Consider the following 23,099-nt stretch of genomic DNA (forward strand, 5'->3'; position numbering starts at 1 on the left):
TGCCGCCTGCGCGACAAGATGACGATGCGCTCGACATCGGGGCAGCCGCACGCCATCATGATGGTTGTGCTGTGACGCCACAAACCATCCTGGCGGTCCGGGAGCCTGGGCCGCGACGCCACGACGGGCAGGGCCGCCCGCCAGACGGAGTTGGGTATGCGATTCCTGCTGTCGCGGTTCTCGACGATCGGCCTGCTGCTGGGGGTGCTGTTCCTCGCAGCCTCCCTGACCCCATCGCTGATCCCGCGCGACCCCGTGCTGCAGGGCATCCTGGGCGGAGTGGTCCTGGCACTCGGCCATCTCGTGGGTCGGATCATCGAGGCCCTGTGGCGGCTTGCCGACATGCCGGTGCTGCGGGGCCGGCTCTGGCGGGTGGTGCGGGGTGTTCTCTGGGCCACCGTGCTGGGGACGCTCGGCCTCGCCTTGCGCTACAGCCATGTCTGGCAGAACGACCTGCGCCTGCGGATGGGAATCGAGCCCGCCACCGGGGCGCACTTCCTTCAGGTTCTGTTTCTTGCAGGGGCGGTGTTCGCGGTCCTGTTTGCGGCCGGACAGATCGTGGCGGCCTTTGCGCGCCTGGTGCGGTCGCGGCTCTATCGGGTGATGCCCCGGCGCCGCGCCGATGTTCTGGGCTTCCTGCTCGTGGGGATCGCCCTCTTCATCCTCACCCGCGATGGCCTGCTCGACACGACCATCCGCGCGATGGACAGCTCCTTCGAGGCGGCGCAGAATCTCTTCGACACGGCGCCACCACCGCCGACCGAGGCGCGCATACCCGGCAGCCCCGCCTCGGTGATCGACTGGGAGGCGATGGGCGAGCCCGGACGCGACTTCGTGACGTCCGGCCCCGATGCGGCCGTGATCTCGGCCTTCACCGGCAGGCCCGCCCTCGATCCGATCCGCGTCTATGTCGGGCGCGCGAACGCACAGACCCCCCAGGCGCGCGCCGATCTCGCGTTGGCAGAGCTTCAACGGCTCGGCGCCTTCGACCGCAGGATCCTTGTCGTCACGAGTCCCACTGGCACGGGCTGGATGGACCCGGGCTCTCACGACCCGCTTGAATACATGCACGGGGGCGACATCGCCACCGTCGCGGTCCAGTATTCCTACCTCCAGTCCCCGTACGCGCTGCTCTTCGAGACCAGCACCGGGCTCGATCAGGCGACCGCGACCGTCTCCACCATCCACGATTACTGGCGACGGCTGCCCGAGGAGACACGGCCGCGGCTCTATATCCATGGGCTGAGCCTCGGGGCCTGGTCGTCGATGTATGCGACCACCCTGTTTCATCTCGTGAACGATCCGATCGCGGGCGCCTTCTGGGCGGGCCCGCCCTTTCCGTCGGATTTCTGGAACCGGGTCCAGCGCGCCCGGACCGAGGGCAGCCCCTGGGTCCTGCCGCGGATCGGAGACGGCTCGCTGATCCGCTACGCGGCGCGCGGAGAGGGCGGCGACGCCGGCACGGCGGACTGGGGCGCGATGCGGATCATGTTCCTGCAATATCCCAGCGACCCGATCGTGTTCTTCGATCCGTTCTCGACCTTCCGCCCCCCGGTCTGGATGGGCGAGCCGCCCGGCGACGGCGTTTCGCCCCATCTGCGGTTCATGCCGATCGTCACGCAGCTTCAGCTCGGGCTCGACATGGCGCTCTCCACGACCGCGCCGGCCGGGTACGGGCACTCCTACCATGCGCAGGACTATATCGAGCCCTGGGTGCAGGTCACCGCGCCCGAAGGCTGGACCGACGCCGATACGGAGCGCCTCAAGGCTCATTGCGACAACGGGTTCCAGGTCGGCTGCTCGAACCGATAGGCGGCCGGCGGCAGGCCCGCCACCGGCGCCACCCTCGGCGGCCACCGCACCGTCTGCCACCGGTGCGCGGGGCCCGGGGCTGATGCCGAAACCCCCTCGCCGGTCCCCCAGGCCGGATGATGCGGCCAGAGGTGCCGCAGCTTGTTCAATCTGTGCCTCTCGCCTTGATTTCCGCGCCGACTGCCTTTCATTGAGGCCATCGGTCCCCGAGATGAATCGCCCACGCGCCGGTCGTTCCGGCTGCGATGCGCCGCGTCATCTCCGGTGGTTCCGGCAGAAAAAACCTCAGGGGGGACCAGGCACCGCATGATCGAACAGAACCTTCTCCTGATCCTCGTGTCCCTGCCGTTCATGGGCGCGCTGGCGGCGGCGACGCTGCCGGTGAATGCCCACAATGCGGCGGCCTGGATCTCGGGTCTGGTTCTGGGGGGATCGCTGCTGGTGCTGGCGAGCCTTCATGGTGTCGTGGCCCGGGGAGAGGTGCTGCGGGTCGGCATCGACTGGGTGCCGCTGATCGGACTCACGCTCGACTTCAGGCTGGATGGCTTCGCCTGGATGTTCGTGACGCTGGTGATGGCGATCGGCGGGCTCGTGGTGCTTTACGCCCGCTACTATCTGTCGAAAACCGATCCTGTGCCGCGGTTCTATTCCTTCCTCATGGCCTTCACCGGGGCGATGATCGGCATCCTGCTGTCAGGCAACATCCTGATGCTGGTGGTCTTCTGGGAACTGACCTCGATCCTGTCCTTCCTGTTGATCGGCTATTGGCATCAGGCCCAGACGGCGCGCGACGGGGCACGGACGGCGCTGGTGGTGACGGCGACCGGGGGGCTCTGCCTCCTGGCGGCGATGCTGCTTCTGGGCCAGATCGTGGGCAGCTACGATCTCGACGCCGTGCTGGCCTCGGGCGAGGCGATCCGGGCGCATCAGGCCTACCCGCTGGTGCTGGCGCTGTTCCTGATCGGGGCCTTCACCAAGTCGGCGCAGTTCCCGTTCCATTTCTGGCTGCCGGGCGCGATGGCGGCGCCGACGCCGGTTTCGGCCTATCTCCATTCCGCGACGATGGTGAAGGCGGGTGTGTTCCTGCTCGTCCGCTTCAGCCCGGCGCTCGGAGGGACAGAGCTGTGGTTCTACGCCGTTACCGGCACCGGCATGGCGACGCTGATCCTCGGCTCGGTGATCGCGCTCTTCCGACACGACCTCAAGGGGCTGCTGGCCTACTCCACCATCGGCCACCTCGGTCTGATCACGGCGCTGGCGGGCATCGGCACGCCGCTTGCGATCCTCGCGGCGATCTTCCACATCGCCAATCACGCGCTCTTCAAGGCCTCGCTCTTCATGGCGGCGGGCATCATCGACCACGAGAGCGGGACGCGCGACATGCGCCGCCTGTCGGGCCTGATCCGGTTGATGCCGGTGACCGGGACCCTCGCCATCGTGGCGGCGGCGGCCATGGCCGGGGTGCCGCTGCTGAACGGGTTCCTGTCCAAGGAGATGTTCTTCGCGCAGGCGGTGGATTGGCACAACGGCACCTGGCTCGACGTCTCGTTGCCGTGGCTTGCGACCTTCGCCGGCATCTTCTCGGTCGCCTATTCGCTGCGCTTCATCGCCACCGTCTTCTTCGGGCCGCCACCCCTCGGTCTGCCACGCACCCCGCACGAGCCCAAGCCCTGGATGCGCCGGCCGGTCGAACTGCTGGTGGCGCTCTGCCTGCTGGTGGGCATCCTGCCGGGCCTGACACTGGGGCCGACGCTGAACCTCGCTGCCCGTGCGGTGGTGGGCGAAGCCCTGCCCGATACCTCGATCGCGATCTGGCACGGGGTCAATGCGCCCCTCGTCATGAGCCTCGTGGCGCTGCTGCTGGGGGTGGGGCTGCATGTGCTGCTCGGCTCCCGCATCGGCGCGGGCCCCGAGGGGCCGCCGCTCCTGCACCGGCTGCGGGCGCAGAAGATCTACGAGTGGCTCCTGCTGCGCCTGAGCTGGATCTGGCCGCGGATGATCCTGGAACTGGCGGGGACCGAGCGGCTGCAGCCGCAGCTGCGCCTTCTGGTGCTGCTGGCGCTCGCGGTCGGGGTCACGACGCTCTGGGGCAGCCTCTGGCCCATCGAGGCCGCGCGCCAGACGCCGCTGAGCGCCGGTTTCGTGCTGATGTGGGTGGTGGGCGTGGCCTGCGCCCTCGGAGCCGCATGGCAGGCCAAGTATCATCGCTTTGCGGCGCTGGTGCTGCTGGGAGGCGCGGGGCTGGTCACCTGCCTGACCTTCGTCTGGTTCTCGGCCCCCGATCTGGCGGTGACGCAGCTTCTGGTCGAGATCGTGACCACGGCGCTGCTGCTGCTGGGGCTGCGCTGGCTGCCCAAGCGGCGCGAGGAGATCGCCGAGGACAAGCTGCTGCCCGCCCGCCTCCGCCGCGGCCGGGACCTTGTCATTGCGGGCCTGTCGGGCTCGGGTCTGGCGGTCCTCGCCTATGTGGTGATGACCCGGCCGCTGATCCCCAACATCGGCGACTGGTTCCTGCGCAACGCCTATCATGAAGGCGGCGGCACCAACGTCGTGAATGTCATCCTCGTCGATTTCCGCGCCTTCGACACGTTCGGCGAGATCACCGTGCTCGCCATCGTGGGACTGACGGTCTATGCGCTGCTGCGCCGCTTCCGCCCCGCCCCGGAAAGCGTGGCGCTGCCCGACGAGCAGCGCGGCGAGGAGGAGAGGGCGCTGCGCACCTACCTGACCGTGCCGGCTGTCATCATGCAATGGATGTTCCCGGCGCTGATCGTGCTGTCGGCCTACCTGTTCCTGCGCGGCCACGACCTGCCGGGCGGAGGCTTCTCGGCCGGCGTCACGCTGGCAATCGCCTTCCTGCTGCAATACCTGGCCACCAACGTCCGCTGGATCGAAACGCGGCTGACGGTGCTGCCGATCCGCTGGATGGGCGCGGGGCTGCTGATCGCGGGCACCACGGGCATGGGGGCGTTCCTCTTCGGCTATCCCTTCCTGACCGCCCATTCCCGCTATGTCGAGCTGCCGCTGGTCGGGCCCGTGCCGGCGGCGACGGCGCTGCTGTTCGATCTGGGTGTCTATGCGCTGGTGGTGGGGGCGACCGTGATCATGCTCATCGCCATCGCGCACCAGTCGCTGCGCTCGGTCCGCCTGCGCGAGCAGGAGGCCGAGGATGCCGCCCGCAAGGAGGCCGCCTGATGGAGATCGTCCTCTCGCTCGCCATCGGCATCCTGGCCGGCTCGGGCATCTGGCTGCTGCTGCGGCCGCGCACCTTTCAGGTGATCGTCGGGCTCTGCCTTTTGTCCTATGCCGTCAATATCTTCATCTTCTCGATGGGGCGGCTGACGCTGGCGCAGCCGCCGATCATGCCCAAGGGCGGCTTCATCGACCCCACGCGCTACGCCGATCCGTTGCCGCAGGCGCTGGTGCTGACCGCGATCGTCATCAGCTTCGCCACCACGGCGCTGTTTCTGGTGGTGATGATGGCGTCACGCGGGGTGACGGGCACCGACCATGTGGACGGAAAGGAACGTGACCAGTGACCGCCGGCCATCTCGTCATTGCGCCTGTCCTGATCCCCTTCGTGGCGGGCGCCCTCATGCTGCTCTACGACGACCGGCAGCGGCGGGCGAAGTTCGCTCTGTCGATCGGCTCGGCGCTGGCGCTCCTTCTGGTGTCGGTCGAGCTTCTGAACCGCTCGAAGGGGGGCGGGGCAGGGGGGAACGAGATCTCCTTCTACCTGCTCGGCGACTGGGCGGTGCCCTTCGGGATCGTGCTGGTCAGCGACCGGCTGTCGGCCATGATGCTGTGCCTGACCGCGCTGCTGGCGATCCCGACGCTGCTTTATGCGGGGGCGGGCTGGCAGCGTCAGGGCCAGCATTTCCACTCGCTGTTCCAGTTCCTGCTGATGGGGCTGAACGGCGCCTTCCTGACCGGCGACCTCTTCAACCTCTTCGTCTTCTTCGAGGTGCTGCTGGCGGCCTCCTACGGCCTTCTGCTGCACGGCTCGGGGCAGCTGAGGATCCGGGCGGGCCTGCATTATATCGCCATCAACCTTGCGGCGTCGCTGCTGTTCCTGATCGGGGTCAGCCTGATCTACGGCGTGACGGGCACGCTCAACATGGCGCATCTGGCCCGGATCGTGCCGACGGTCACCGACGCCGACCTTCCGCTCCTCAAGGCCGGGGCGGCGCTGCTGGGGCTTGCCTTCTTCGTGAAGGCGGGGATCTGGCCGCTCTCGTTCTGGTTGCCCACCGCCTACATGGCGGGGGCCGCGCCGGTGGCGGCGATGTTCACCATCATGACCAAGGTCGGGATCTACATCATCCTGCGCCTCTCGATGCTGCTGTTCGGGCCGGCCGCCGCCGCATCGGCCGGCTTCGGCTCGGGTCTGCTGATCGCGGGCGGGATGGCGACCGTGGGGTTCGGCCTTCTGGGTGTGCTGGCCTCGCAGGGACTGGGGCGCATGGCCGCGCACATGGTGCTGATCTCGTCCGGGACGGTCCTTGGAACGGTGGGCTTCACGCTGGCGGGCGGCGGGCCGGACATGCTGGGCGGCGCGCTCTACTATCTTGTCAGTTCCACGCTTGCCACCGGCGCGCTCTTCCTGCTGATCGAGCCCATGAGCCGCGAGGAGGGCGGCATTGCCGGCATGCTCGCGCTGACGGCCGACGCCTACGGGCTGGACGAGCTGGAGGAGGAGGATCCCGAGGTGGGCCTCGCCATTCCCGGAACGCTCACGGTGCTGGGGCTCAGCTTCGGGGCCTGCCTTCTGGTGCTGGCCGGGCTGCCGCCGCTGTCGGGCTTCATCGGCAAGGTGGCGATGCTGGCGCCGCTGCTGGCCGCGCCGACGGTGGATCCGGTTCTCGGTTGGTCGTTCCTGTCGCTTCTGTTGCTGGCGGGGCTGGCCACGCTCATCGGTCTGGTGCGGATCGGCATCCAGACCTTCTGGGCAACGGACGGGTCGGTGCCGAAGGTTCTCGCGCTCGAGATCGCGCCGGTCCTGGGGCTGATCGCGCTGCTTCTGACCCTGACGATCCGGGCCGAGGATACGCTGCGCTACATGCAGGCCACGGCCCGCGCCCTGCATGAGCCGACGATCTACGCCGACGGCGTCTTCGCCGCACCCCGCGTCACTGAAGGGACCGCCGCCCCATGACAAGCCTGAGCCGCCTCGTGCCCTATCCGCTGCTCTCGCTGTCACTCGTGCTGATGTGGCTGCTGCTCACGCGCTTCTCGCTGGGGCATCTGCTGCTTGGATCCGGCATCGCGCTGGTGGCGGGGCGGGCGATGGTGGCGCTTCAGCCCGAGAAACCCCGCATCCGCCGCTGGGCGCCTGTCTTCCGGCTGGTGGGCATCGTCAGCCTCGACATCATCCGCTCGAACGCGGCCGTGGCGCTTCTGATCCTGAACGGCGGCCGCCACGGCGGCCGGCGCTCGGCCTTCCTGAGGATACCGCTGCGGCTGCGGTCGCAGCCGGCGCTGGCGCTGCTGGCCATCATCCTGACCGCCACCCCCGGCACCGCCTGGCTGGAACATGACGCCGAGGCGGGCGTGCTGCTTCTGCATGTGTTCGACATGAAGGACGAGGCGGAATGGATCGCCCTGATCCGCGACCGCTACGAGGCCCTGTTGCTGGAGATCTTCGAATGAGCGCCACGATCCTCGCCGCGGCCCTGACCTATGCCCAGGCCATGCTGGGCATCGCCGCCTGCCTGGCCTGCTGGCGCACCCTGCGCGGGCCGCGCGCGCAGGACCGGGTGCTGGGGCTCGATACGCTCTATGTCACGGCGATGCTGTTCTTCGTGGTGACGGGGATGCGGATGGGCACGACCTTCTTCTTCGAGGCCTCGCTGGTGATCGGGGTCCTGGGTTTCGTGGCCACCGTTTCGCTGGCGAAGTTCCTGATCCGCGGAGAGATCATCGAATGAACCATCTCGAGGCCATCCCGCTCTGGCTTGCCGTTCCGGTGGCCCTGCTGCTGGTTCTGGGCAGCACGCTCACGATGCTGGGCACCATTGGCCTCGTGCAGCTGCGCAGCTTCTACGACCGCCTGCACGCGCCCACGCTGGGCACAAGCTGGGGGACGGCCGGGATCATCCTCGCCTCGATGCTGCTCTTCAGCCTGACGCAGGGCCGGCCCATCGTGCACGAGCTGGTGATCGGTGGCTTTGTGATGATCACGACGCCGGTCACGCTCCTGATGCTGGGGCGGGCGGCGCTCCACCGGGATCGGGCCGAGGGCACGAAGGGCGTTCCGGGCGCCGAGCCGCCCCCCGACCCCCAGACCGACGCGCCGGAGGTCTGAGCCCCGGCCCGCCGCAAGACGGCCTGGGTGGCGCTGCCACGGCCGGGCCGGGACCTTGACCGGCGGAGCCGTCACAAAATCGTGGCCGAGAGCGGTCATAGGGTAGGGCCATGATCAGTGCCCGCCCGTCCGCGCCCCGACATCGTCTCTCTCAGCTTCCCCGCGCCGCCGCCGCGGGGGCGGGCACCCGGGCCGTCGTTTCATGGGGGGTCGCAAGGTGATCGCGCAAGAGACCGTCGCGACGCTTCTGGCCGTCCACGGGCTGGCTCTGATCGCGCCGCTGGCGCTGGTCGAGGGGCCCATCGTCACCGTGATCGCGGCCTGGCTCGCGCAGCGCGGAGTGCTGGACCTGACGGCCGTCACCCTCACGGTGATCCTGGCCGATCTCGTGGGCGACGCGCTTCTCTACGCCGTGGGTCGCCGCGGAGGCCGGCCTGCGCTGTCGCTGCTGCGGGTGCGCGAGGCGCAGATCGAGGATCTTGCAGGGGGCTTGCGCGCCCGCGCGCCCGCGGTGCTGATCGGCGCAAAGCTCACCCATGCCGCCGGGGCCGCCGTCCTGTTGGCGGCCGGGGTCGCGCGCGTGCCCTTTGGCCTCTTCATGGCCTGCAATGCGGCGGCCACCCTCCCCAAGAGCCTGTTCTTCGTGAGCCTCGGCTGGTGGTTCGGCGCGACCCACGCGCGGATGGGAAGCTGGATTGCGGCCGGCGCACTGACGCTCACGACCCTGCTTGTCCTCCTCGTCCTCCTCTATCGCCGGAGATCCTGTTCATGAGCCTTGCCACCGTGACCTGCCTCATCCCCGCCTTCAACGAGGGCCGCCGCATCGGCGCGGTGCTGGCCGCGGCCTGCGCCAACCGGCTGGTGGACGAGGTGATCGTCATCGACGATGGCTCGACCGACGATACCGCCGAGGTGGCCGAGCGCGCGGGCGTGCGCGTGCTGCGCCAGCCCGCCAACCGCGGCAAGAGCGCGGCCTTGGCACGAGGGATCGCGGCGGCGCAGGGCGACCTGATCCTGCTGCTCGACGCCGATCTTCGGGGTTTGACGGCGAACCATGTCACGGATCTGCTCGCGCCGGTCCTGCTCGACGAGGCCGAGGGCAGCCTGAGCCTGCGCGGCAACGCCCCGCTGCCCTGGCGGCTTCTGGGGCTCGACTACATCTCGGGTGAGCGCGTCCTGCCGCGAGCCCTGCTGGCGGATCGGCTCGATGCGATCGCGCGCCTGCCGCGCTTTGGCTTCGAGGCCTATCTGAACGCCCTCTGGATCGCTTCGGCCGCCCGGCTGGCCGTGGTGCGCTGGCCCGATGTGGCCAGCCCCGCCAAGGCAGGAAAGCGCGGGCTGGCGGCGGGCCTCTTGGCGGACGCGCTCATGCTGGGCGACATCTTCCGCACCATCCCGCCGCACCGCGCGCTGGGCCAGATCGTCGCCCTGCAGCGCCAGCGCCTCTCCGGGCATCGGCGCCTGCCGCTTGTGCCGATCCTTGGCCGCTGACTTCCTTACCCGAACGAAAGGTCTCCTCATGCTCGACATGGCGCCGCAACCCGTTCCCGCGCCGACCGTGGCCCGCCAGATCGGCGCGGCCGTCCACCGCCGCTCGCCCCTCAGCGCCGAGGGGATGATGGAGCGGATGTTCTCGCGGCTGTTCCACGGACTCGTCTATCCGCAGATCTGGGAGGACCCGGTGGTGGACATGCGGGCGCTGGCCATCGCGCCGGGGCAGCGGCTGGCCTGCATCGCCTCGGGCGGATGCAACATGATGTCCTACCTGACCGCCGGTCCCGGAAGCCTGCTCGCCGTGGACCTCTCGCCCGCCCATGTCGCGCTGGGGCGGCTGAAGCTGGCCGCGGCCCGGCACCTGCCCGACCACGAGGCCTTCTTCGACCTCTTCGGCCGCGCGGACCGTGCCGCCAACATCCGCGCCTACGACCGGTATCTCGCGCCGCGGCTCGACCCGGCGACGCGGGCCTGGTGGGAGGCGCGGACGCCCTTCGGCCGGCGGATCGGCCTCTTCGCCCGTGGCTTCTACCGCCACGGGGCGCTTGGCCGCTTCATCGGCGCAGCGCATCTGGTCGCGCGGCTTGGCGGCACGGATCTGGGCGGCCTGCTGGCCTGCCGGACGGTTGACGAGCAGCGCACATGGTTCAACGGCCACATCGATCCGCTGTTCGCGACGCCGCTCGTGCAGTCGCTGGCCCGCCATCCGGCGGCGCTGTTCGGGCTCGGCATCCCGCCCGCGCAATATGAGCTGCTGGCCTGCGACGGGGACGGCGACGTGCTGCCGGTGCTGCGCGAGCGGTTGCGGCGGCTGTTCTGCGACCATCCGCTGCGCGAGAACTACTTTGCCTGGCAGGCTGTGGCCCGCCGCTATCCCGAGCCCGGCGAGGGCGCGCTGCCGCCCTATCTGGAGCCCGCGGCCTTCGATGCCCTGCGCGCCCATGCCGCGCGTGCCGAAGTGGTCAACCAGCCGCTCACGAAGGCGCTGGCGGGTGAGGCCTCGGGAACGATCCACGGCTTCTCGCTTCTGGATGCGCAGGACTGGATGACGCGGGCCCAGCTGGCCGATCTGTGGCGCGAGATCACCCGCACGGCCGCCGCCGGGGCCACGGTCATCTTCCGCACCGGGGGCGCGGCGGACATCCTGCCGCAGCAACTGCCGCCCGAGCTTCTGTCTGCGTGGCAGAGCGACCGTGCCTTCGCCCGCGCCTGCCACGAGGCCGACCGCTCGGCGATCTATGGCGGCTTTCACATCTACCGCCGCCGCAACGCATGACGGCGGAGCCTCATGCGGCGCTGATGGACGCCACCTACCGTCACCAGCGGCGGATCTACGACATCACGCGCCGTCACTTCCTGCTCGGACGTGACGAACTGATCGCGGCCCTCGCCCCGCCGCCCGGCGCGCGCGTGCTCGAGATCGCCTGCGGCACCGGGCGCAACCTTGACCTGATCGACCGTCGCTGGCCGGGGTTGCGCCTTTACGGGCTCGACATCTCGGAGGAGATGCTGCGGACAGCGCGCGCCCGCCTTGGCACCCGCGCGCGTCTCGCGCAGGGCGACGCCACCGACTTCGACGCTCGGGCACTGTTCGGCGCCGGGCGGTTCGAGCGCATCGTGATCTCCTACGCGCTGTCGATGATCCCCGACTGGCGTCCGGCGCTGGCCCATGCCGCATCCCTGCTGTCGAAGGAGGGCGAGCTTCATGTGGTCGATTTCGGGGATCAGGCGGGCCTGCCGCGCTGGTTCCGCACCGGCCTGCGCGGCTGGATCGGCCGCTTTCACGTCGAGCCGCGCGACGACCTCGGGGCGGCGCTGGCCGAAGTGGCCGCAGGGGTGGGCGGCATCAGCCGCTCGGGCAGCCGGTTCCGGGGATACGCCTGCCTTGGCGTAGTCCGCAGGACCGCCCCGGCGCCGGGCTGACGCAGGCGAGGGAATGTGAGGCTCTCGGAGGAGTTTCGGGCGGACGTCTGCCGGCGACGCAGCCTATCCCGGCTCTCCCCCGGGCGGCGCGGCGGCTGACAGCAGGCGCACCACCTCCTGATCGCTGACCTGCGTGAAATCTCCGTAATGGAGACCGACGGCGCCGAGGGCATCAACGGGCAGGGGGCACAGGATCTCGTCCACCTCGGGCCGCAGACTCTCGAGCGTGTCCCGCGCCGCGACCGGCACGGCCAGGACCAGCCGGGCCGGGTTCCTCCGCCGCGTGGCGCCAAGGGCGGCGCGGATCGTGGCGCCGGTGGCGATGCCGTCATCGACAAGGATGGCGGTCCGCCCCGCGACCGCAACCGGCGTGCGGCCCGCAAGATAAAGGCTCCGGCGGCGGGCGATCTCGTCGAGCTGGACCGCTGCCAGCTCTTCCATGTCCGCCCGGTCGAGCCCCGCCATGGCCGCGACCGTTTCGTTGATCACCATCTCGGGGTCATCGCCGTCCGCCACCGCTCCCGCGGCAAGTTCGGGCTGCCAGGGCACGCCCAGCTTGCGCACCATGACCAGATCGAGCGGGGCCTGCAGCGCACGGGCGATCTCGAACGCGACCGGAACGCCGCCGCGGGGCAGGGCGAGGACAACGGGATCCCTGTCGTCCCGCCCCGCAAACAGCGCGGCGAGCTGGCGGCCCGCATCCGTCCGGTCGCGGAAGGCTGTCATGATCCGTCCCCGTCCAGATGATCGGGGAACCAACCCGCCTCCAGACCGACGACCTGAACGCGGGGGGCCGGCTCTTCAATGGTGCGCGCGCTGCGGCGACTGCCCGCGCGATGGGCGAAGATGACCAGCGGGCGGCTGCCGTCCGGGATGGGCCCGATGGCGTCGAGCCGCTCTGGCCTGATCAACACGCTACGCCTTTCGCCCATCTTCCGCATGGCCCCGTCTTCTCCGGTTGCCCCTCCATCGGACGCCGCCCCGGTCGGTCGCGCATTGATCGCTGTCACGGAGGCGCACGATCCTCTCATTCGGTCCAGAGCAACTGGAACTCGTCGGTGGAAAAGGGGGCGCTGCCGGTCAGCAACTGGCGGATGAAGGCGCCGCCGCCCTGTTCCTCGGCGAAGAGAAAGGCGCTGATCGCGAAGGCGTCGGGGTCCAACGCGTAGGACATCGGGTTGACGCGCTCCGGGGCGGCGAAGGCGGTGGCCTCGGGATGGCGGGCCAGCACCTCGGCCCGGAGCGCCGGGGGCATGAGGTGGAACTGCACCGCATAGGCGATGAACTCGTGCCAGACCATGCCGAGGTCGGGCGTCTGCGGCCCGAGGATGTCGCTCACGGCGGCATGAACCAGTTCATGCGTCAGGATCGAGCGCGCGACGGGCGGGCTCCAGTCGAGGCCCCAGGGCTGGCGGTCATGGGGCAGGTCGCGGTGGCCGGACACCACGCAGACCCTGTCCTGCCGGAAATCGTAGCAGCCGGAGATCCGGGCGCGCACCGCGTCGGAGGGTCCCGTCCCGGACGGCTCGGCGGGCAACTCGATCTCGATCCGGTCTGCGAAGACCACGGTGACCTCCGGCTCCAGGCTGAAGCCGAGCGCCCGGAAGTAGCCCGTGACCTCCGCCAGCACGTCGCATGCCTCGGCGACCTCCTCGGCCGATCCCGAGACCGAGACACCGGCGAGACCGCAAGCGGCGGCCACAGGCCGGGCCGTCGTCAGGGCGAGGAGCAGGACGATGAGGCCCGCGCACCAGCCGCGGCTCGCACCGCTACGGGCAGGGCGACGCATAGTCCGAGGCATGCATCGACTGCACCGGATCACCCGGAGTGCAGGGCGAGCCCGACAGCGGATAGGTCTTCTGCTCGGTGCAACCGCCCAGCCCGGCACAAAGCGCCACGGCGAGGGCGGCAAGAGGGTAACGCGGGATGTGGCCGTCCATTCTCTTTCTCCTTGGTCGGACAGGTTCAGCGCCGGGCGGACTTCCGGGCGTGGCGTGTCGGATCCGGGCGATGGGACGGCTGGCAGGGCGCGTGCTGGGCGCCGTCCACGGCAACAGGGGCCGCGCCAGCTCTGCGCGGCCCCTGCCGGTTCGACCGCCCTCGGGACGCGGCGGGGGTCAGGCGGCCTTCACGTCGATCCTGCGTTCCTTCTCCATCGCCTCGGCCGTCTTCGGCAGCGTGACCGTCAGAATGCCCTTCTCGTAGCGGGCTGCCACCTTGTCGGCGTCGATGCCCGCCGGCAGGCGGAACATGCGCTGGAACATGCCGCTGCTGCGTTCGCGCAGGTGATAGTCGCCCTTGTCCTCGTCGCGCTGCGAGCTGCGCTCGGCCCGGATCGTCATGCTTCCGTCCGCAAGGCGCACGTCGATCCCTGCAGGGTCAAAGCCCGGCAACTCGGCCTGCACCTCATAGCCGTCGGGGCGCTCGATCAGATCGACGGCCGGAAGCGTCAGGCCCGGATGCGGCCAGGCGGGGCCCGCCTCGACGCCGCCCGTGCGACGGTTGAAGGGAAACCGGAAATCGGGCCAGTCGATGTCGTGCATCAGCCGGTCGAGCTGCTGGCGCATATAGGCCAGCGGCTCCCATTCGCGCAGCTGCGCCGGTGGCGTCGGAGCCTCGCGCCGGACGTCCACATTGGTCTCGTCGGTCATTGCAATCCTCCCCAAATCGAAGGTCTGCCGGATCAGGACCGGCGCCCGCGCCTTGCCCGCGGCGTATGCCGCGCCACGGCGGGCCGGAGATCGCGGGCTTCAGGAAACCTGCGCCTTGGCCGGACGGGCTTCATTGACTGCGGTCATCGGCGGCTGTGCTCCGCCGATCCATTCGCCAAGGTCCGGCGCGGCGAGCGCAAGCGCGGAAAGATCCTGCGTCACGCCGCCCTTTCCCAGAAGCCGCGCGAGATTGCGGATGCGGAACCGGGTGGGGCTCAGGATCTCGATCACGCCCTGGTCATCCAGCCGGTGAATGATCCGGCTGATCGATTCGACCGTCATGCCGAGGAGGTCCGACAGATCCTGCCGCGACAGCGGGTTGGTGACGATCCGGCTGCCGTCGGGCTGCTGCTCGGGCGAGAGCGGGCGCCCGGCCAGCGCAAGGAAGGCGCAGATCCGCTCTTCCGGCTTCAGCGCACCCAGCATCCAGGTCAGCCATCGCATCCGTTCGAGATGGACGAGATTGGCCTCGTGCACGGCGCGGCGCAGCTCGGGGCTGTGCCGGACCGTCTGGACCAGATCGGCCATCGGCACTTCCAGAAGCCGCGCCTTGGTGCAGGCCTCGACCGACAGGCCCTGCCGTCCCTGAAGATCCGCGCCCAGCAGATCCCCCGGCAAGAGCAGGTTCAGGATCTGCCTGCGCCCCTCCAACCCGATCCGCTGGACCCGCAGGATGCCGCTCTCGAGAAGCCAGACGCTGCGAATGTGGTTGCCCTCTGCGACCAGCACCTCGTCGGGCGACAGGCGGACCTTCCGGCCATGAAGCGCCGGGCGCGACAGGAACCGCCGTCCCGAGGCCGCGCATGGTGGACCGGCCGACATTCTCGCGCTGATGCTGCCCTGTCGGTCGTTCGTGCTGTCAGAACTGGAATGCATCGCCGCTTCCCCCCGGTCAAACTGGCGGTTGATAAAATTCTCGAACAATCGCTTTCGGGCTGCAGAGTCGCACGGAGCCGATCCTGTGCATTGTCGCGCGTCAACACGCGCCGCGCGCCGCGGGGCTAGATTGGAGGCGTTGGGATCACGAAGGGGTGAACGGGTGGTTGAGGATGTGCACCGCGGGGGGCCGCGCATGACGAGCATTGCCGCCGGGGATCTGGCCCATTTCCGTTCGATGCTGGATCATGTGAGCACGCAGACGCGCGAGGCACTGCTGTCGATGGTGCGCGAACATGAGGTGGCTCAGGGACAGGTCATTGCCGCCGAGGGCAGCACCGTGGCCGAGATCGGATATGTCCTCGAGGGGGCTCTCGGAATGATCAAGATGCTGCCGGACGATCGGCAGCATATCATCGGCCTGCTGATCCCGACCGATCTGTTCGGCCGCGTCTATGACGGGCCGCTCACCTACCGGATCACGGCCCTGTCGCACAGCCGGCTCGTCACCTTCCCCCTCGCCGAATTTCAGGCGCTGCTGGATCAGGACCCCGAGCTGGAGCGGATCTTTCTCGTCCATCTGCTCGACGAGATGGATGCCGCGCGCGAGTGGCTGATGATGATGAACGGTCTGAAGGTGGTCGAACGCGTGGCCTCCTTCCTGATCATTCTGGCCCGTCGTGCGGGCAACGGAGGCGAGGTGGCGCTGCCTCTGGGCCGCAAGGACCTCGCGCACTACCTCGGCGCCCGGCCCGAGTCGCTCAGCCGGGCCTTCCGCACGCTCGAGCGGATGCAGGTGATCGAGAGCCTGGACGCAGCGGCGCGGCGCTACCGGATCTGCAACCCGAAGCGGCTGGCGCAGGCCTCGGGGCAGGATCTCGTGCTGGACTGAGGGCGCATCCGGTCCCCGGATCGAGGGTCAGGACGCAGTCCGGCGAACGGCCGAACGCAGCGCCCGATCTCGGCGACGTTCAGTCCGAGATCACGAAAGACCGCATACACGCCCCGAGGGTCCGGCCCCATCCGCTCGACGGCGCGCGGACAGGGGGAGCGGCAGGTTCCGAGGCGCCCCGACAATTCCTGTTCGCGCCTTGGCAAAGCCGGTTGCGCATGTCCGCCGGATCGCTTCCACGGGTGGCGATCGTTCCGGCTCCCCCCTGCCTGCCCGGTCTGTGCCGCATCCTTGGACAGGTGCCGCTCATGGCAATGAGGAGGGTCAAGAGCGCGGGCTCGTGACGGCGGTCAATGCCGGCGAACCGGATCCGGCCAATTCTGTCCCAAGGATGGAGATACCAAGATGATGGTACGTGAGGAGGATACCTGGGCACTGGTTCTGGACAGCACGCGCGCGCGCATCCTGAGAGGGTTGCCGCGCCGTGGGCCGCCGTCGACGGCGGAGCTTGTGCTGAAATGCGAATCGCACAAGCTGCGTGATCTGATGTCGGACAAGCCGGGGCGCAGCTTCGCGTCCTTTGGCGGAGGCCGGCGTTCGGCGATGGAATATGGTTCCGATCCGCTGATGGAGGATGAACGCACCTTCCTGCGCGAGGTCGTGGCCGTGCTCGAGACACACCGGCGGGCGGGCGAGGTTCACCAGCTCGTCATCTTTGCCGAGCCGCATTCGCTCGGGCTCATGCGGACGATGCTGCCGCCTGCGCTGCGGCGGCTGGTGCGGTGCGAGATGCCGCTGAACCTCATCCATGTGTCGGCACATGAGCTGCCACAGGTGATCCTCGGCTATCTCGGACGCAAGATGTAGCCCCGTCAGCCCAGCAGCCGGGCGGCCAGCTCCAGTCGCACGCGCGCCCGCTCGCGGAACTTCGCCGGGTCGCTGCAGGCCGGGTCGAGCAGGTGATCGAGGGCCAGCCTGGCCCGCGTCAGGCAGTGGTGCAGGCGGAAGGTCTTCAGCAGCCCGCGCGAGGGCGGCGGAAAGCCCGCACCCTCCAGATGACGAACGAGACGGGGCGCGATGTCGGGCCGGCCGAGCAGCGCACATTCCTGTCCGAGGAAAGCCACCTCGTCGTGCGCATCCGCCAGGCGGAAGTCGCGGGCAAACTCCACCCGGTCGAAGAGGACGGGCGGCAGCGTCAGGCACACGTGCTCGGGGCGCAGATCGCCATGACCCTCGCGCACGAAGCCCAGGGCTTCGCGCCGCGCGATCTCGCGCCGACCGCCCTTCAGGCGGTGCACCAGCGCGGCCGAGAGCCCCGCGATGTCGGCACCGGGCACATGCCCGGCCAGCGCGGCGAGGTGACCTCCGTCGATGGCGGCCTCGTGCAGAAGGTGGCGGAAATAGGCGCCCTTGGGGGCGCCCCGCGTCGTGCGCCAGAACCCGGCGAGACGGCGCCCCAGCGCCTCGATCTCGGCCGTGCCGGGCCCGCGACCCTCCAGGATCAGCCTGTCGAGCATCCGGTCCGACGGCAGCCGCCGCATGTGGACGAGCCATTCCACCACCTCGCCGCGCCCGTCGAGGCGCAGGCCCGAGGCGGTCCGCACCACCGGCAGCAGACCGCGATAGACTTCCGGCCCGGCCAGTTCCCGGTTGAGCCGCACCTCGGCCGCGCAGGCGCGGTGCCGGGCGGGCAGCAGGCGCAGATCCTGCGTGGCGGTCTGCAGCGGCCGCTTCATCTTCAGCACGCGGTCGGGGAACAGGAAGACACGCGCGAGGTGGGTCTCGATCACCCGCTCCAGTCCCGGCAGCCGCGCAAGACAGGCCGCGGCGTCCTCGGCTGGGGGTCCCGGCCTCGGGGGAAGCGGGCGCACCGGCCGGCGCCCGGCCCATTACATCCAGAGATCGCGCAGCGGCCGCCGCATGGCCCAGGCGACCTGCTGGAACTCGCCCATCGAGACATGCCGCCGCAGCAGGTCGAAGACGGCCGCCACCGCGACATCCGGCTCGACCAGAGGCTCGGTGGGGAAGTGGCGCGTGACGCGTTCGAGGAAGTCATCGACCGATCGCGGATGAACCGGGGTCCGCGACGGCACCCATCCTTCGAAGAAGATGCCTCGGATCAGCAGCGGCAGTTGCGCCGCGAGATCGGCCGCCTCGTCCACCGTCAGGAAGTCGCGCACCGTCTGAAGCGTCGTGCGGAAGAGCAGGTAGGCGCGGGCGCGATCCGACCAGCCGAGATCCTCCTGCAGCTCGTTCAGCCATTCGGCCACCACCTGAGGCGCGTGATCGAGGCTGGCAATCCCCGAGATCTTCATGGCGCCCTCCTTCCCGGAATGATCGGATGATGGGCCGCGCAGCCGCGCCCTCAATGACTGTCGTCAATGCCGCACCCGGCCCTGCGGGCGGATCGTGGGCCATGCTGTATTTCGACCTCACCCCGTCCCATCCGCTCGGCCATGCGGTCGCCCGCAGGGCGGGCCTTTCGGTGGCCATGCACGAGGCCCGCGCCTTTTCCGGCGGCGAGCACAAGCTCAGGCCGCTCGTCAGCGTCCGGGGACACGAGGTCTGCCTCTTTTCGGTCCTGCATGCGGGCGAGGTGGGATCGGTGAACGACGCGCTGGTGCGGCTGCTGCTGTTCGCGGCCTGCTGCCGGACCAACGGGGCAGCGCGCGTGCTGATCGTCAGCCCCTGGCTGCCCTACATGCGCAAGGACCGCCAGACGAAGGCGCGCGATCCGGTGAACACGGCCGGCGTCGCGCGGCTGATCGAGGCGGTGGGAGTTGACGCGCTGATCACGCTCGAGGTCCACAATCTCGCGGCCTTCCAGAATGCCTTCCGCTGCGCGACGGTGCATCTCGACACCTGCCGCCTCTTCGCGACCGAGATCCTCAGTCGCAGCGCGGGCCGCCCGCTGTGCCTCGTGTCGCCGGACGGGGGCGGGGTGAAGCGCGCCGCTCTCCTGCGCGATGCGGTGGAGCAGGTGAGCACCCGGCCCGTCGGCTTCGGCTTCATGGAGAAGCACAGGTCCGAGGGTGTCGTGTCGGGCGATCTCTTCGCGGGCGAGGTGGAGGGCCGGACGGTCTGGATCGTGGACGACATGATCGAGAGCGGCGGCACGCTTCTGCGCGCGGCCCGTGCCTGCGCCGCGCGCGGCGCGGCCGAGGTGCATCTGGTGGCGACCCATCTCGTGGACGCGGCCGCCGTCGCCCGGCTGGCCGATCCGTCGGTGGGCAGCCTCACCGTCACCGACAGCGCGGTGCCGGCCGAGCCCACGCCGCACCTTCACTGCCTCTCGGTCGCGCCGCTGATCGGCGCCGCGCTGGCCCAGATCCACCGCGGTGGCCCCGTGGGCCCCCTTCTCGATCCCACGGGACCGCCGGACTGACCCTGCAACCCGGACAAACAGGAGGAGACGATGGAAGTTCGTGAAGCCATGCACAAGCCGGCCGCCTGGGTCGAGGCGGACACTCCGGTTTCCGAAGTCGCCCGGCAGATGAAGGCCGACGACATCGGCGCGCTGCCCGTGGGCCGCGACGACCGGCTGATCGGGATGATCACGGATCGCGATCTCGTGCTTCGGGTGCTCGCCGAAGGGCGCGACCCGAAGACGACCAAGGCCAGCGACGTGATGACCGAGGGCATCGTCTGGTGCCGGACGAGCCAGCCGATCTCGGACGCGATCCACCAGATGGAGGAGCGCCGGATCCGCAGGCTTCCGGTGATCGACGACAACAAGCGGCTCGTGGGAATGCTGGCGCTTGGCGACATTGCCCATTCCGCGACACGCGATCTGACGGCCGAGGTGGTCCACGCGGTTGCGGATCATCACGCCTGACATTCCGGCCGCGATCCGCAGGGGCCGCCCGATGCGGCGGCCCCTCGCCCTCGGCGATCAGACGACCGACAGGCGGTCCCGCACATCCACCACGCCCGGCGCGGCCCACACGGCCTGCTCGGCCGCGCGCCGCTCGCCGATGCTGTGCACCTTGCCGTCGAGCGTGACGGTGCCGCCCGAGACCTCGACCCGGATGTCGGACATTTCCAGCTCGGCCCGCCGCTTGAGCGCCTGTTCGATGCGCAGACGCAGATTGGCCGGGCTGAGTTTCGTCGCGATCTCGATGGCGTTCGAGATCCCCACGACGCCGGCGATGCCACGGATTGAATGTTCCGCCGCCTCGCGCTGAAAGTTCCACTCCACCGCACCGCTCAGCGTGACCCAGCCCTTCGCGACCTTCACCTTGACCGCGTCGGCGGGAACCGAGGCGTTCCACTTCAGCACGTCGAGCACCCGGCGGGCGATCTCGTCGTCGGCGGTCACGTTGGCGCCCACCGGCCGCACCTCGATGTCCTGAGCGATCCCGCGCACCCCCTTGATCGAGGTGACGATCTGCTCGGCCTTCAAGCGTTCGTCATGGGTGCGGACATGGCCGGTCAGAAGCACGATGCCGTTCTCGACCGACACGCCGATATGGGCCGCATTGAGGCTCGGCTCGAACTCAAGTCCGTCGAGCACGTCCTGGCGGATGTCCGGATCTCCCATCGTCTCTCCTCCTCTGCTCTGGCGCCGCAAGGCGCGTGGCTGTGCCTCCGTCTGTGCGGCAGCCTGCGGGCCGCGTCATTGATTGTTCTCATCGTGAGAGACTTGGCCGCCTCAGAAGAGCCAGGCGAAGGACAGCCCGATGCGGAGGTCGTGCAGGCTCTCGTCAGCGATGCGGCGGCGGCGGTGAGGTTCGCCTGCGCCTTCGTAGTTCAGCGCGCCATCCGTTGTCTGCCCCAGCAGGATGCCGGGTGGCCCTGTATCGCGCAGCGCGGGAAGGCCGGCCTCCAGTTCGCCCGACAGGAAGAGGCTGAAGCTGCGCCCTCCCCCCAGGTCGCGGTCGAGCACCGCCGAGACCTGCCCGAAGCGCGTGACGCCCCGCCACGACTGGTGCTCGACCGCAAGCGGGATCTGCCGAAGGCCCGCAATCCCGCTTGAGCCCGCGCCGGTATAGTCGGCCCAGGACAGGCCCAGCCCCGCCAGCAGCTCGAGCCCGAGCCCCCAGCCCTGCCCGAGCGAGCGACGCAGGGAAAGGCCCGTCCCGAGCCCCACGCCGGACGCCGCGAGCCGGTCGTCCGTGCGGAATCCCGGCCCGGGGATGCGGGCACCGGAGACCGACTCGGCGATGTCGAGGCCAAAGCCCGTGCGCGCCTGATGACGGCGCTCGGTCAGCGCGAGGCTGGCGAGTGGCAGCAGGGTCCAGCGGCCGTGGCTCTGCTCGGGGCCCGCGACGGTGAAGCGGTAATGCCGCCCCGTCACGTCCTCCGACGCGAAGCGCCGGATCGCGGCCCCCTGCGCCGCGCCCTCCGACAGGACGAGAAGTCCGCCCGGATCGATCAGCGCGGCGAAAGCGGCGGTCCTGTCCGGCGGGCCGGTGACGAGCGCCACGAAGAGACCACCCGCCTCGGTCGGGCTGTAGGCGTGCTGCGTGATGGCGGCTTGCCCGGCCGGCGAGAAGGCCTCGCTCTCGATGGTGGTGCCGTCGGGTGCCTCGATGCGGGCCCGGGCCCAGCTTCCCAGCGCATCGCGGCCCGACCCCACGGACAGGCGGCCCTGAAGGGGCAGCCCCCCCGCCAGCGCCATCGGCCGGCCGGCTTCGGGATGCCCTGTGGCGGTCGAGAGGCTCCGTCCGCTGAAGCCGCCCCCCGCAAGCCCCAGCCGGAACTCCGACAATGGCCTCGGAGGGGGCAGCTCCCGTGCGGGCCCGGCCGTCACCGGCAGGAGGGGCGCCCCGTCGGACAGGACGTTGCGCAGACGCTCCGCCAGGTTCGCGCCCCGGCCCTCCGGCTCTTCCGCGATGGCGGCCACCGGCAGCAGCGCGAGTGCCATGCACCAACCGGCGGCGCCCGCCGCCCCGGTCCTGCGGACCATGGTCCTTCCCCCTCAAGCCGGTACCGAAATCGCCAGTCGCGTCAGCAGTGCGACGAGTTGGGACTGGCGCGAAGTCTCCGTCTTGCGCAGGACCGAGACCATCTGGTTGCGCAGCGTCTGCTTCGACATCTTGCGGCGCTGCGCCTGATCCGGGATGGTCTCGCCCGTGATCAGCGACATGGCCAGCTCGGACTCGCGCGCGGAGAGGCCGAAGGTCCTCCAGAGGATGTCGTGGGTGAGCAGGAGCGGCTCTCCGGCATCGTGAACGGTGATGCCGATCCAGGCACGGCCGGGGCGGTAGGGGGCGGCCTTGCGCCCGAGGGGCGCGTTCTGCAGCCGCGTCAGCGTCACGAACTTGCGGGGCAGCCCCTCGCCGGAAAAGGACAGGAAGCCCGTCCGCTGGCGGCTGGCGCCGCCCAGCCGCCGGACCAGCGACGCCAGTTCCGCATCCGTCGCCGGGCTGCAGGCCGTCAGCCGATCGCCGGGCCCCACGAACAGCCCGTCCGGCCGCAGCGACAGCCCGCCCGCCCGCGTGTTCAGGTTGACCACCCGCCGGTCCGCATCCACCACGAAGGCGGGAAAGGGCACCAGTTCAAGAAGCCCCGCCATGAAGGGATCGCAGATCGGGTCTTGCGTGGCGAGATCCTCGATCCGCGCCGCACGCACGAGATGGGGGACTTGAGCGCTCAGGAGCCGGCGGCTCGAGTTGCGCATGGCGGCATCGGACCGGCGCGGATAGCGGATCTCGACAAGGATCTGCGCCTTGCCCGAGCGGTTGAGGACCACGCCCGTGCCGCAGTCCAGCTCAGGAGGCGGTGTCGCGTCGGGGGGGCGGTTCCGCGTCAGGTCCGACGCTTCATCCTGGTAGATCCGCCCGACCGGCTGCTGCCAGCGCCCTTCCAGCCAGGGCTCCGGCGGTCTGCGGCGCAGCCGCTCGAGGGTCCCGGGACTCAGATCGCCCCCGCGGTGCTGGATGAAATTGCCCGCGGGGGCGTCGTCATTCTGGCCGATGACGAGGACCGTGGCCTTCGTCGTCGCTTCCGCAAGGAGGTCAAGGATCCCGGCGATCAGATCGCCGTCGAGAGCCCGATCGTAAAGGTCACCGACATGCCCCGGAAGCAGTGGCAGGAGTTCCATGAAACCCTCCGTACTCGCCATTGCTTCGATCGTGGGCGCAGC

26 protein-coding genes are annotated in these 23,099 nt (G+C 69.8%); 15 read left to right on the plus strand and 11 right to left on the minus strand.

The features are described 5' to 3' along the window. Positions 1-156: 156 nt before the first annotated feature. The 11 genes from LV780_RS17620 to LV780_RS17670 all read left to right on the plus strand — a co-directional run bounded on the left by LV780_RS17620 (position 157) and on the right by LV780_RS17670 (position 11,533). Positions 157-1,812 carry an alpha/beta hydrolase gene (locus LV780_RS17620; protein WP_108221246.1) on the plus strand — a complete coding sequence of 552 codons (1,656 nt, stop codon included), beginning with the start codon at positions 157-159 and terminating at the stop codon, positions 1,810-1,812. Positions 1,813-2,118: 306 nt separating this feature from the next. Next, positions 2,119-5,007, plus strand: coding sequence for a monovalent cation/H+ antiporter subunit A (locus LV780_RS17625; protein WP_233864011.1), 2,889 nt, complete (start codon positions 2,119-2,121; stop codon positions 5,005-5,007). Further along, positions 5,007-5,351 (plus strand): Na+/H+ antiporter subunit C, encoded by a 345-nt coding sequence (locus tag LV780_RS17630; protein WP_011910538.1) that lies wholly within the window; start codon positions 5,007-5,009, stop codon positions 5,349-5,351. Before LV780_RS17625 ends, LV780_RS17630 begins: the two co-directional genes overlap by 1 nt. Continuing rightward, a complete protein-coding gene (locus LV780_RS17635) occupies positions 5,348-6,967 on the plus strand; it encodes a monovalent cation/H+ antiporter subunit D (protein ID WP_011910537.1) in 1,620 nt (539 codons plus the stop codon). Before LV780_RS17630 ends, LV780_RS17635 begins: the two co-directional genes overlap by 4 nt. A gap of 5 nt (positions 6,968-6,972) precedes the next feature. Then, on the plus strand, positions 6,973-7,461 hold the full coding sequence (locus LV780_RS17640; protein ID WP_044249543.1) for a Na+/H+ antiporter subunit E: 489 nt from the start codon (positions 6,973-6,975) through the stop codon (positions 7,459-7,461). Next, on the plus strand, positions 7,458-7,739 hold the full coding sequence (locus tag LV780_RS17645; RefSeq protein WP_011910535.1) for a K+/H+ antiporter subunit F: 282 nt from the start codon (positions 7,458-7,460) through the stop codon (positions 7,737-7,739). Before LV780_RS17640 ends, LV780_RS17645 begins: the two co-directional genes overlap by 4 nt. Continuing rightward, positions 7,736-8,116 (plus strand): monovalent cation/H(+) antiporter subunit G, encoded by a 381-nt coding sequence (gene mnhG, locus LV780_RS17650; protein ID WP_108221244.1) that lies wholly within the window; start codon positions 7,736-7,738, stop codon positions 8,114-8,116. The genes LV780_RS17645 and mnhG overlap by 4 nt, the downstream gene beginning before the upstream one ends. Before the next feature lie 202 nt (positions 8,117-8,318). Next, complete coding sequence (locus LV780_RS17655) at positions 8,319-8,888, plus strand: DedA family protein (RefSeq protein WP_108221243.1); 570 nt, start codon at positions 8,319-8,321, stop codon at positions 8,886-8,888. Further along, positions 8,885-9,607 carry a glycosyltransferase gene (locus LV780_RS17660; RefSeq protein ID WP_108221242.1) on the plus strand — a complete coding sequence of 241 codons (723 nt, stop codon included), beginning with the start codon at positions 8,885-8,887 and terminating at the stop codon, positions 9,605-9,607. Before LV780_RS17655 ends, LV780_RS17660 begins: the two co-directional genes overlap by 4 nt. 28 nt (positions 9,608-9,635) lie before the next feature. Next, positions 9,636-10,886 (plus strand): DUF3419 family protein, encoded by a 1,251-nt coding sequence (locus tag LV780_RS17665; RefSeq protein WP_108221241.1) that lies wholly within the window; start codon positions 9,636-9,638, stop codon positions 10,884-10,886. Further along, positions 10,883-11,533 carry a class I SAM-dependent methyltransferase gene (locus LV780_RS17670; protein ID WP_108221240.1) on the plus strand — a complete coding sequence of 217 codons (651 nt, stop codon included), beginning with the start codon at positions 10,883-10,885 and terminating at the stop codon, positions 11,531-11,533. The genes LV780_RS17665 and LV780_RS17670 overlap by 4 nt, the downstream gene beginning before the upstream one ends. A 63-nt stretch (positions 11,534-11,596) precedes the next feature. Here LV780_RS17670 and LV780_RS17675 read toward each other — a convergent pair whose 3' ends face one another. The 6 genes from LV780_RS17675 to LV780_RS17700 all read right to left on the minus strand — a co-directional run bounded on the left by LV780_RS17675 (position 11,597) and on the right by LV780_RS17700 (position 15,120). Beyond that, positions 11,597-12,259 carry a phosphoribosyltransferase gene (locus LV780_RS17675; RefSeq protein ID WP_108221239.1) on the minus strand — a complete coding sequence of 221 codons (663 nt, stop codon included), beginning with the start codon at positions 12,257-12,259 and terminating at the stop codon, positions 11,597-11,599. Further along, a complete protein-coding gene (locus tag LV780_RS17680) occupies positions 12,256-12,474 on the minus strand; it encodes a hypothetical protein (protein WP_233864013.1) in 219 nt (72 codons plus the stop codon). Before LV780_RS17680 ends, LV780_RS17675 begins: the two co-directional genes overlap by 4 nt. 86 nt (positions 12,475-12,560) lie before the next feature. Beyond that, positions 12,561-13,322: a DUF6639 family protein gene (locus LV780_RS17685; RefSeq protein ID WP_233864015.1), complete on the minus strand. Its 762-nt coding sequence runs from the start codon at positions 13,320-13,322 to the stop codon at positions 12,561-12,563. Beyond that, positions 13,303-13,473 carry a hypothetical protein gene (locus tag LV780_RS17690; protein WP_181318505.1) on the minus strand — a complete coding sequence of 57 codons (171 nt, stop codon included), beginning with the start codon at positions 13,471-13,473 and terminating at the stop codon, positions 13,303-13,305. The genes LV780_RS17685 and LV780_RS17690 overlap by 20 nt, the downstream gene beginning before the upstream one ends. Positions 13,474-13,650: 177 nt before the next feature. Next, positions 13,651-14,184, minus strand: a complete 534-nt coding sequence (locus tag LV780_RS17695; protein WP_108221236.1) for an Hsp20/alpha crystallin family protein — start codon at positions 14,182-14,184, stop codon at positions 13,651-13,653. Positions 14,185-14,283: 99 nt separating this feature from the next. Next, positions 14,284-15,120: a Crp/Fnr family transcriptional regulator gene (locus LV780_RS17700; RefSeq protein ID WP_108221293.1), complete on the minus strand. Its 837-nt coding sequence runs from the start codon at positions 15,118-15,120 to the stop codon at positions 14,284-14,286. Between the two features lie 196 nt (positions 15,121-15,316). Between LV780_RS17700 and LV780_RS17705 the strand changes: the two genes are divergently transcribed. Both LV780_RS17705 and LV780_RS17710 read left to right on the plus strand, forming a co-directional pair. Further along, positions 15,317-16,012: a Crp/Fnr family transcriptional regulator gene (locus LV780_RS17705; protein ID WP_101339827.1), complete on the plus strand. Its 696-nt coding sequence runs from the start codon at positions 15,317-15,319 to the stop codon at positions 16,010-16,012. A 405-nt stretch (positions 16,013-16,417) separates the two neighbouring features. Beyond that, on the plus strand, positions 16,418-16,879 hold the full coding sequence (locus tag LV780_RS17710) for a host attachment protein (protein WP_101339826.1): 462 nt from the start codon (positions 16,418-16,420) through the stop codon (positions 16,877-16,879). 5 nt (positions 16,880-16,884) lie between these two features. On the opposite strand, the gene LV780_RS17715 is transcribed toward LV780_RS17710, so the two are convergent. Together LV780_RS17715 and LV780_RS17720 are read right to left on the minus strand one after the other, a co-directional pair. Next, the gene (locus LV780_RS17715) at positions 16,885-17,883 is read right to left on the minus strand and encodes a hypothetical protein (protein ID WP_146172305.1); all 999 of its coding nucleotides are present in this window, start codon (positions 17,881-17,883) and stop codon (positions 16,885-16,887) included. An 18-nt stretch (positions 17,884-17,901) separates the two neighbouring features. Next, entirely contained in the window at positions 17,902-18,327 is a 426-nt protein-coding gene (locus LV780_RS17720) for a DUF2267 domain-containing protein (RefSeq protein ID WP_108221234.1), read from the minus strand. Positions 18,328-18,428: 101 nt separating this feature from the next. On the opposite strand from LV780_RS17720, the gene LV780_RS17725 reads away from it, so the two are divergent. Both LV780_RS17725 and LV780_RS17730 read left to right on the plus strand, forming a co-directional pair. Continuing rightward, positions 18,429-19,397: a ribose-phosphate diphosphokinase gene (locus tag LV780_RS17725; RefSeq protein WP_233864025.1), complete on the plus strand. Its 969-nt coding sequence runs from the start codon at positions 18,429-18,431 to the stop codon at positions 19,395-19,397. Between the two features lie 30 nt (positions 19,398-19,427). Continuing rightward, positions 19,428-19,847: a CBS domain-containing protein gene (locus tag LV780_RS17730; protein ID WP_011910519.1), complete on the plus strand. Its 420-nt coding sequence runs from the start codon at positions 19,428-19,430 to the stop codon at positions 19,845-19,847. A gap of 57 nt (positions 19,848-19,904) precedes the next feature. Here LV780_RS17730 and LV780_RS17735 read toward each other — a convergent pair whose 3' ends face one another. The 3 genes from LV780_RS17735 to LV780_RS17745 all read right to left on the minus strand — a co-directional run bounded on the left by LV780_RS17735 (position 19,905) and on the right by LV780_RS17745 (position 23,057). Continuing rightward, positions 19,905-20,552, minus strand: coding sequence for a BON domain-containing protein (locus LV780_RS17735; RefSeq protein ID WP_101339822.1), 648 nt, complete (start codon positions 20,550-20,552; stop codon positions 19,905-19,907). A 111-nt stretch (positions 20,553-20,663) separates the two neighbouring features. After that, the gene (locus LV780_RS17740; RefSeq protein WP_108221232.1) at positions 20,664-21,920 is read right to left on the minus strand and encodes a hypothetical protein; all 1,257 of its coding nucleotides are present in this window, start codon (positions 21,918-21,920) and stop codon (positions 20,664-20,666) included. A gap of 12 nt (positions 21,921-21,932) precedes the next feature. Next, positions 21,933-23,057, minus strand: a complete 1,125-nt coding sequence (locus LV780_RS17745; protein ID WP_108221231.1) for a helix-turn-helix transcriptional regulator — start codon at positions 23,055-23,057, stop codon at positions 21,933-21,935. Positions 23,058-23,099 lie beyond the last annotated feature (42 nt).

The organism is Cereibacter azotoformans, from assembly GCF_021391315.1.
GTDB classification, from domain to species: Bacteria; Pseudomonadota; Alphaproteobacteria; order Rhodobacterales; family Rhodobacteraceae; genus Cereibacter_A; species Cereibacter_A azotoformans.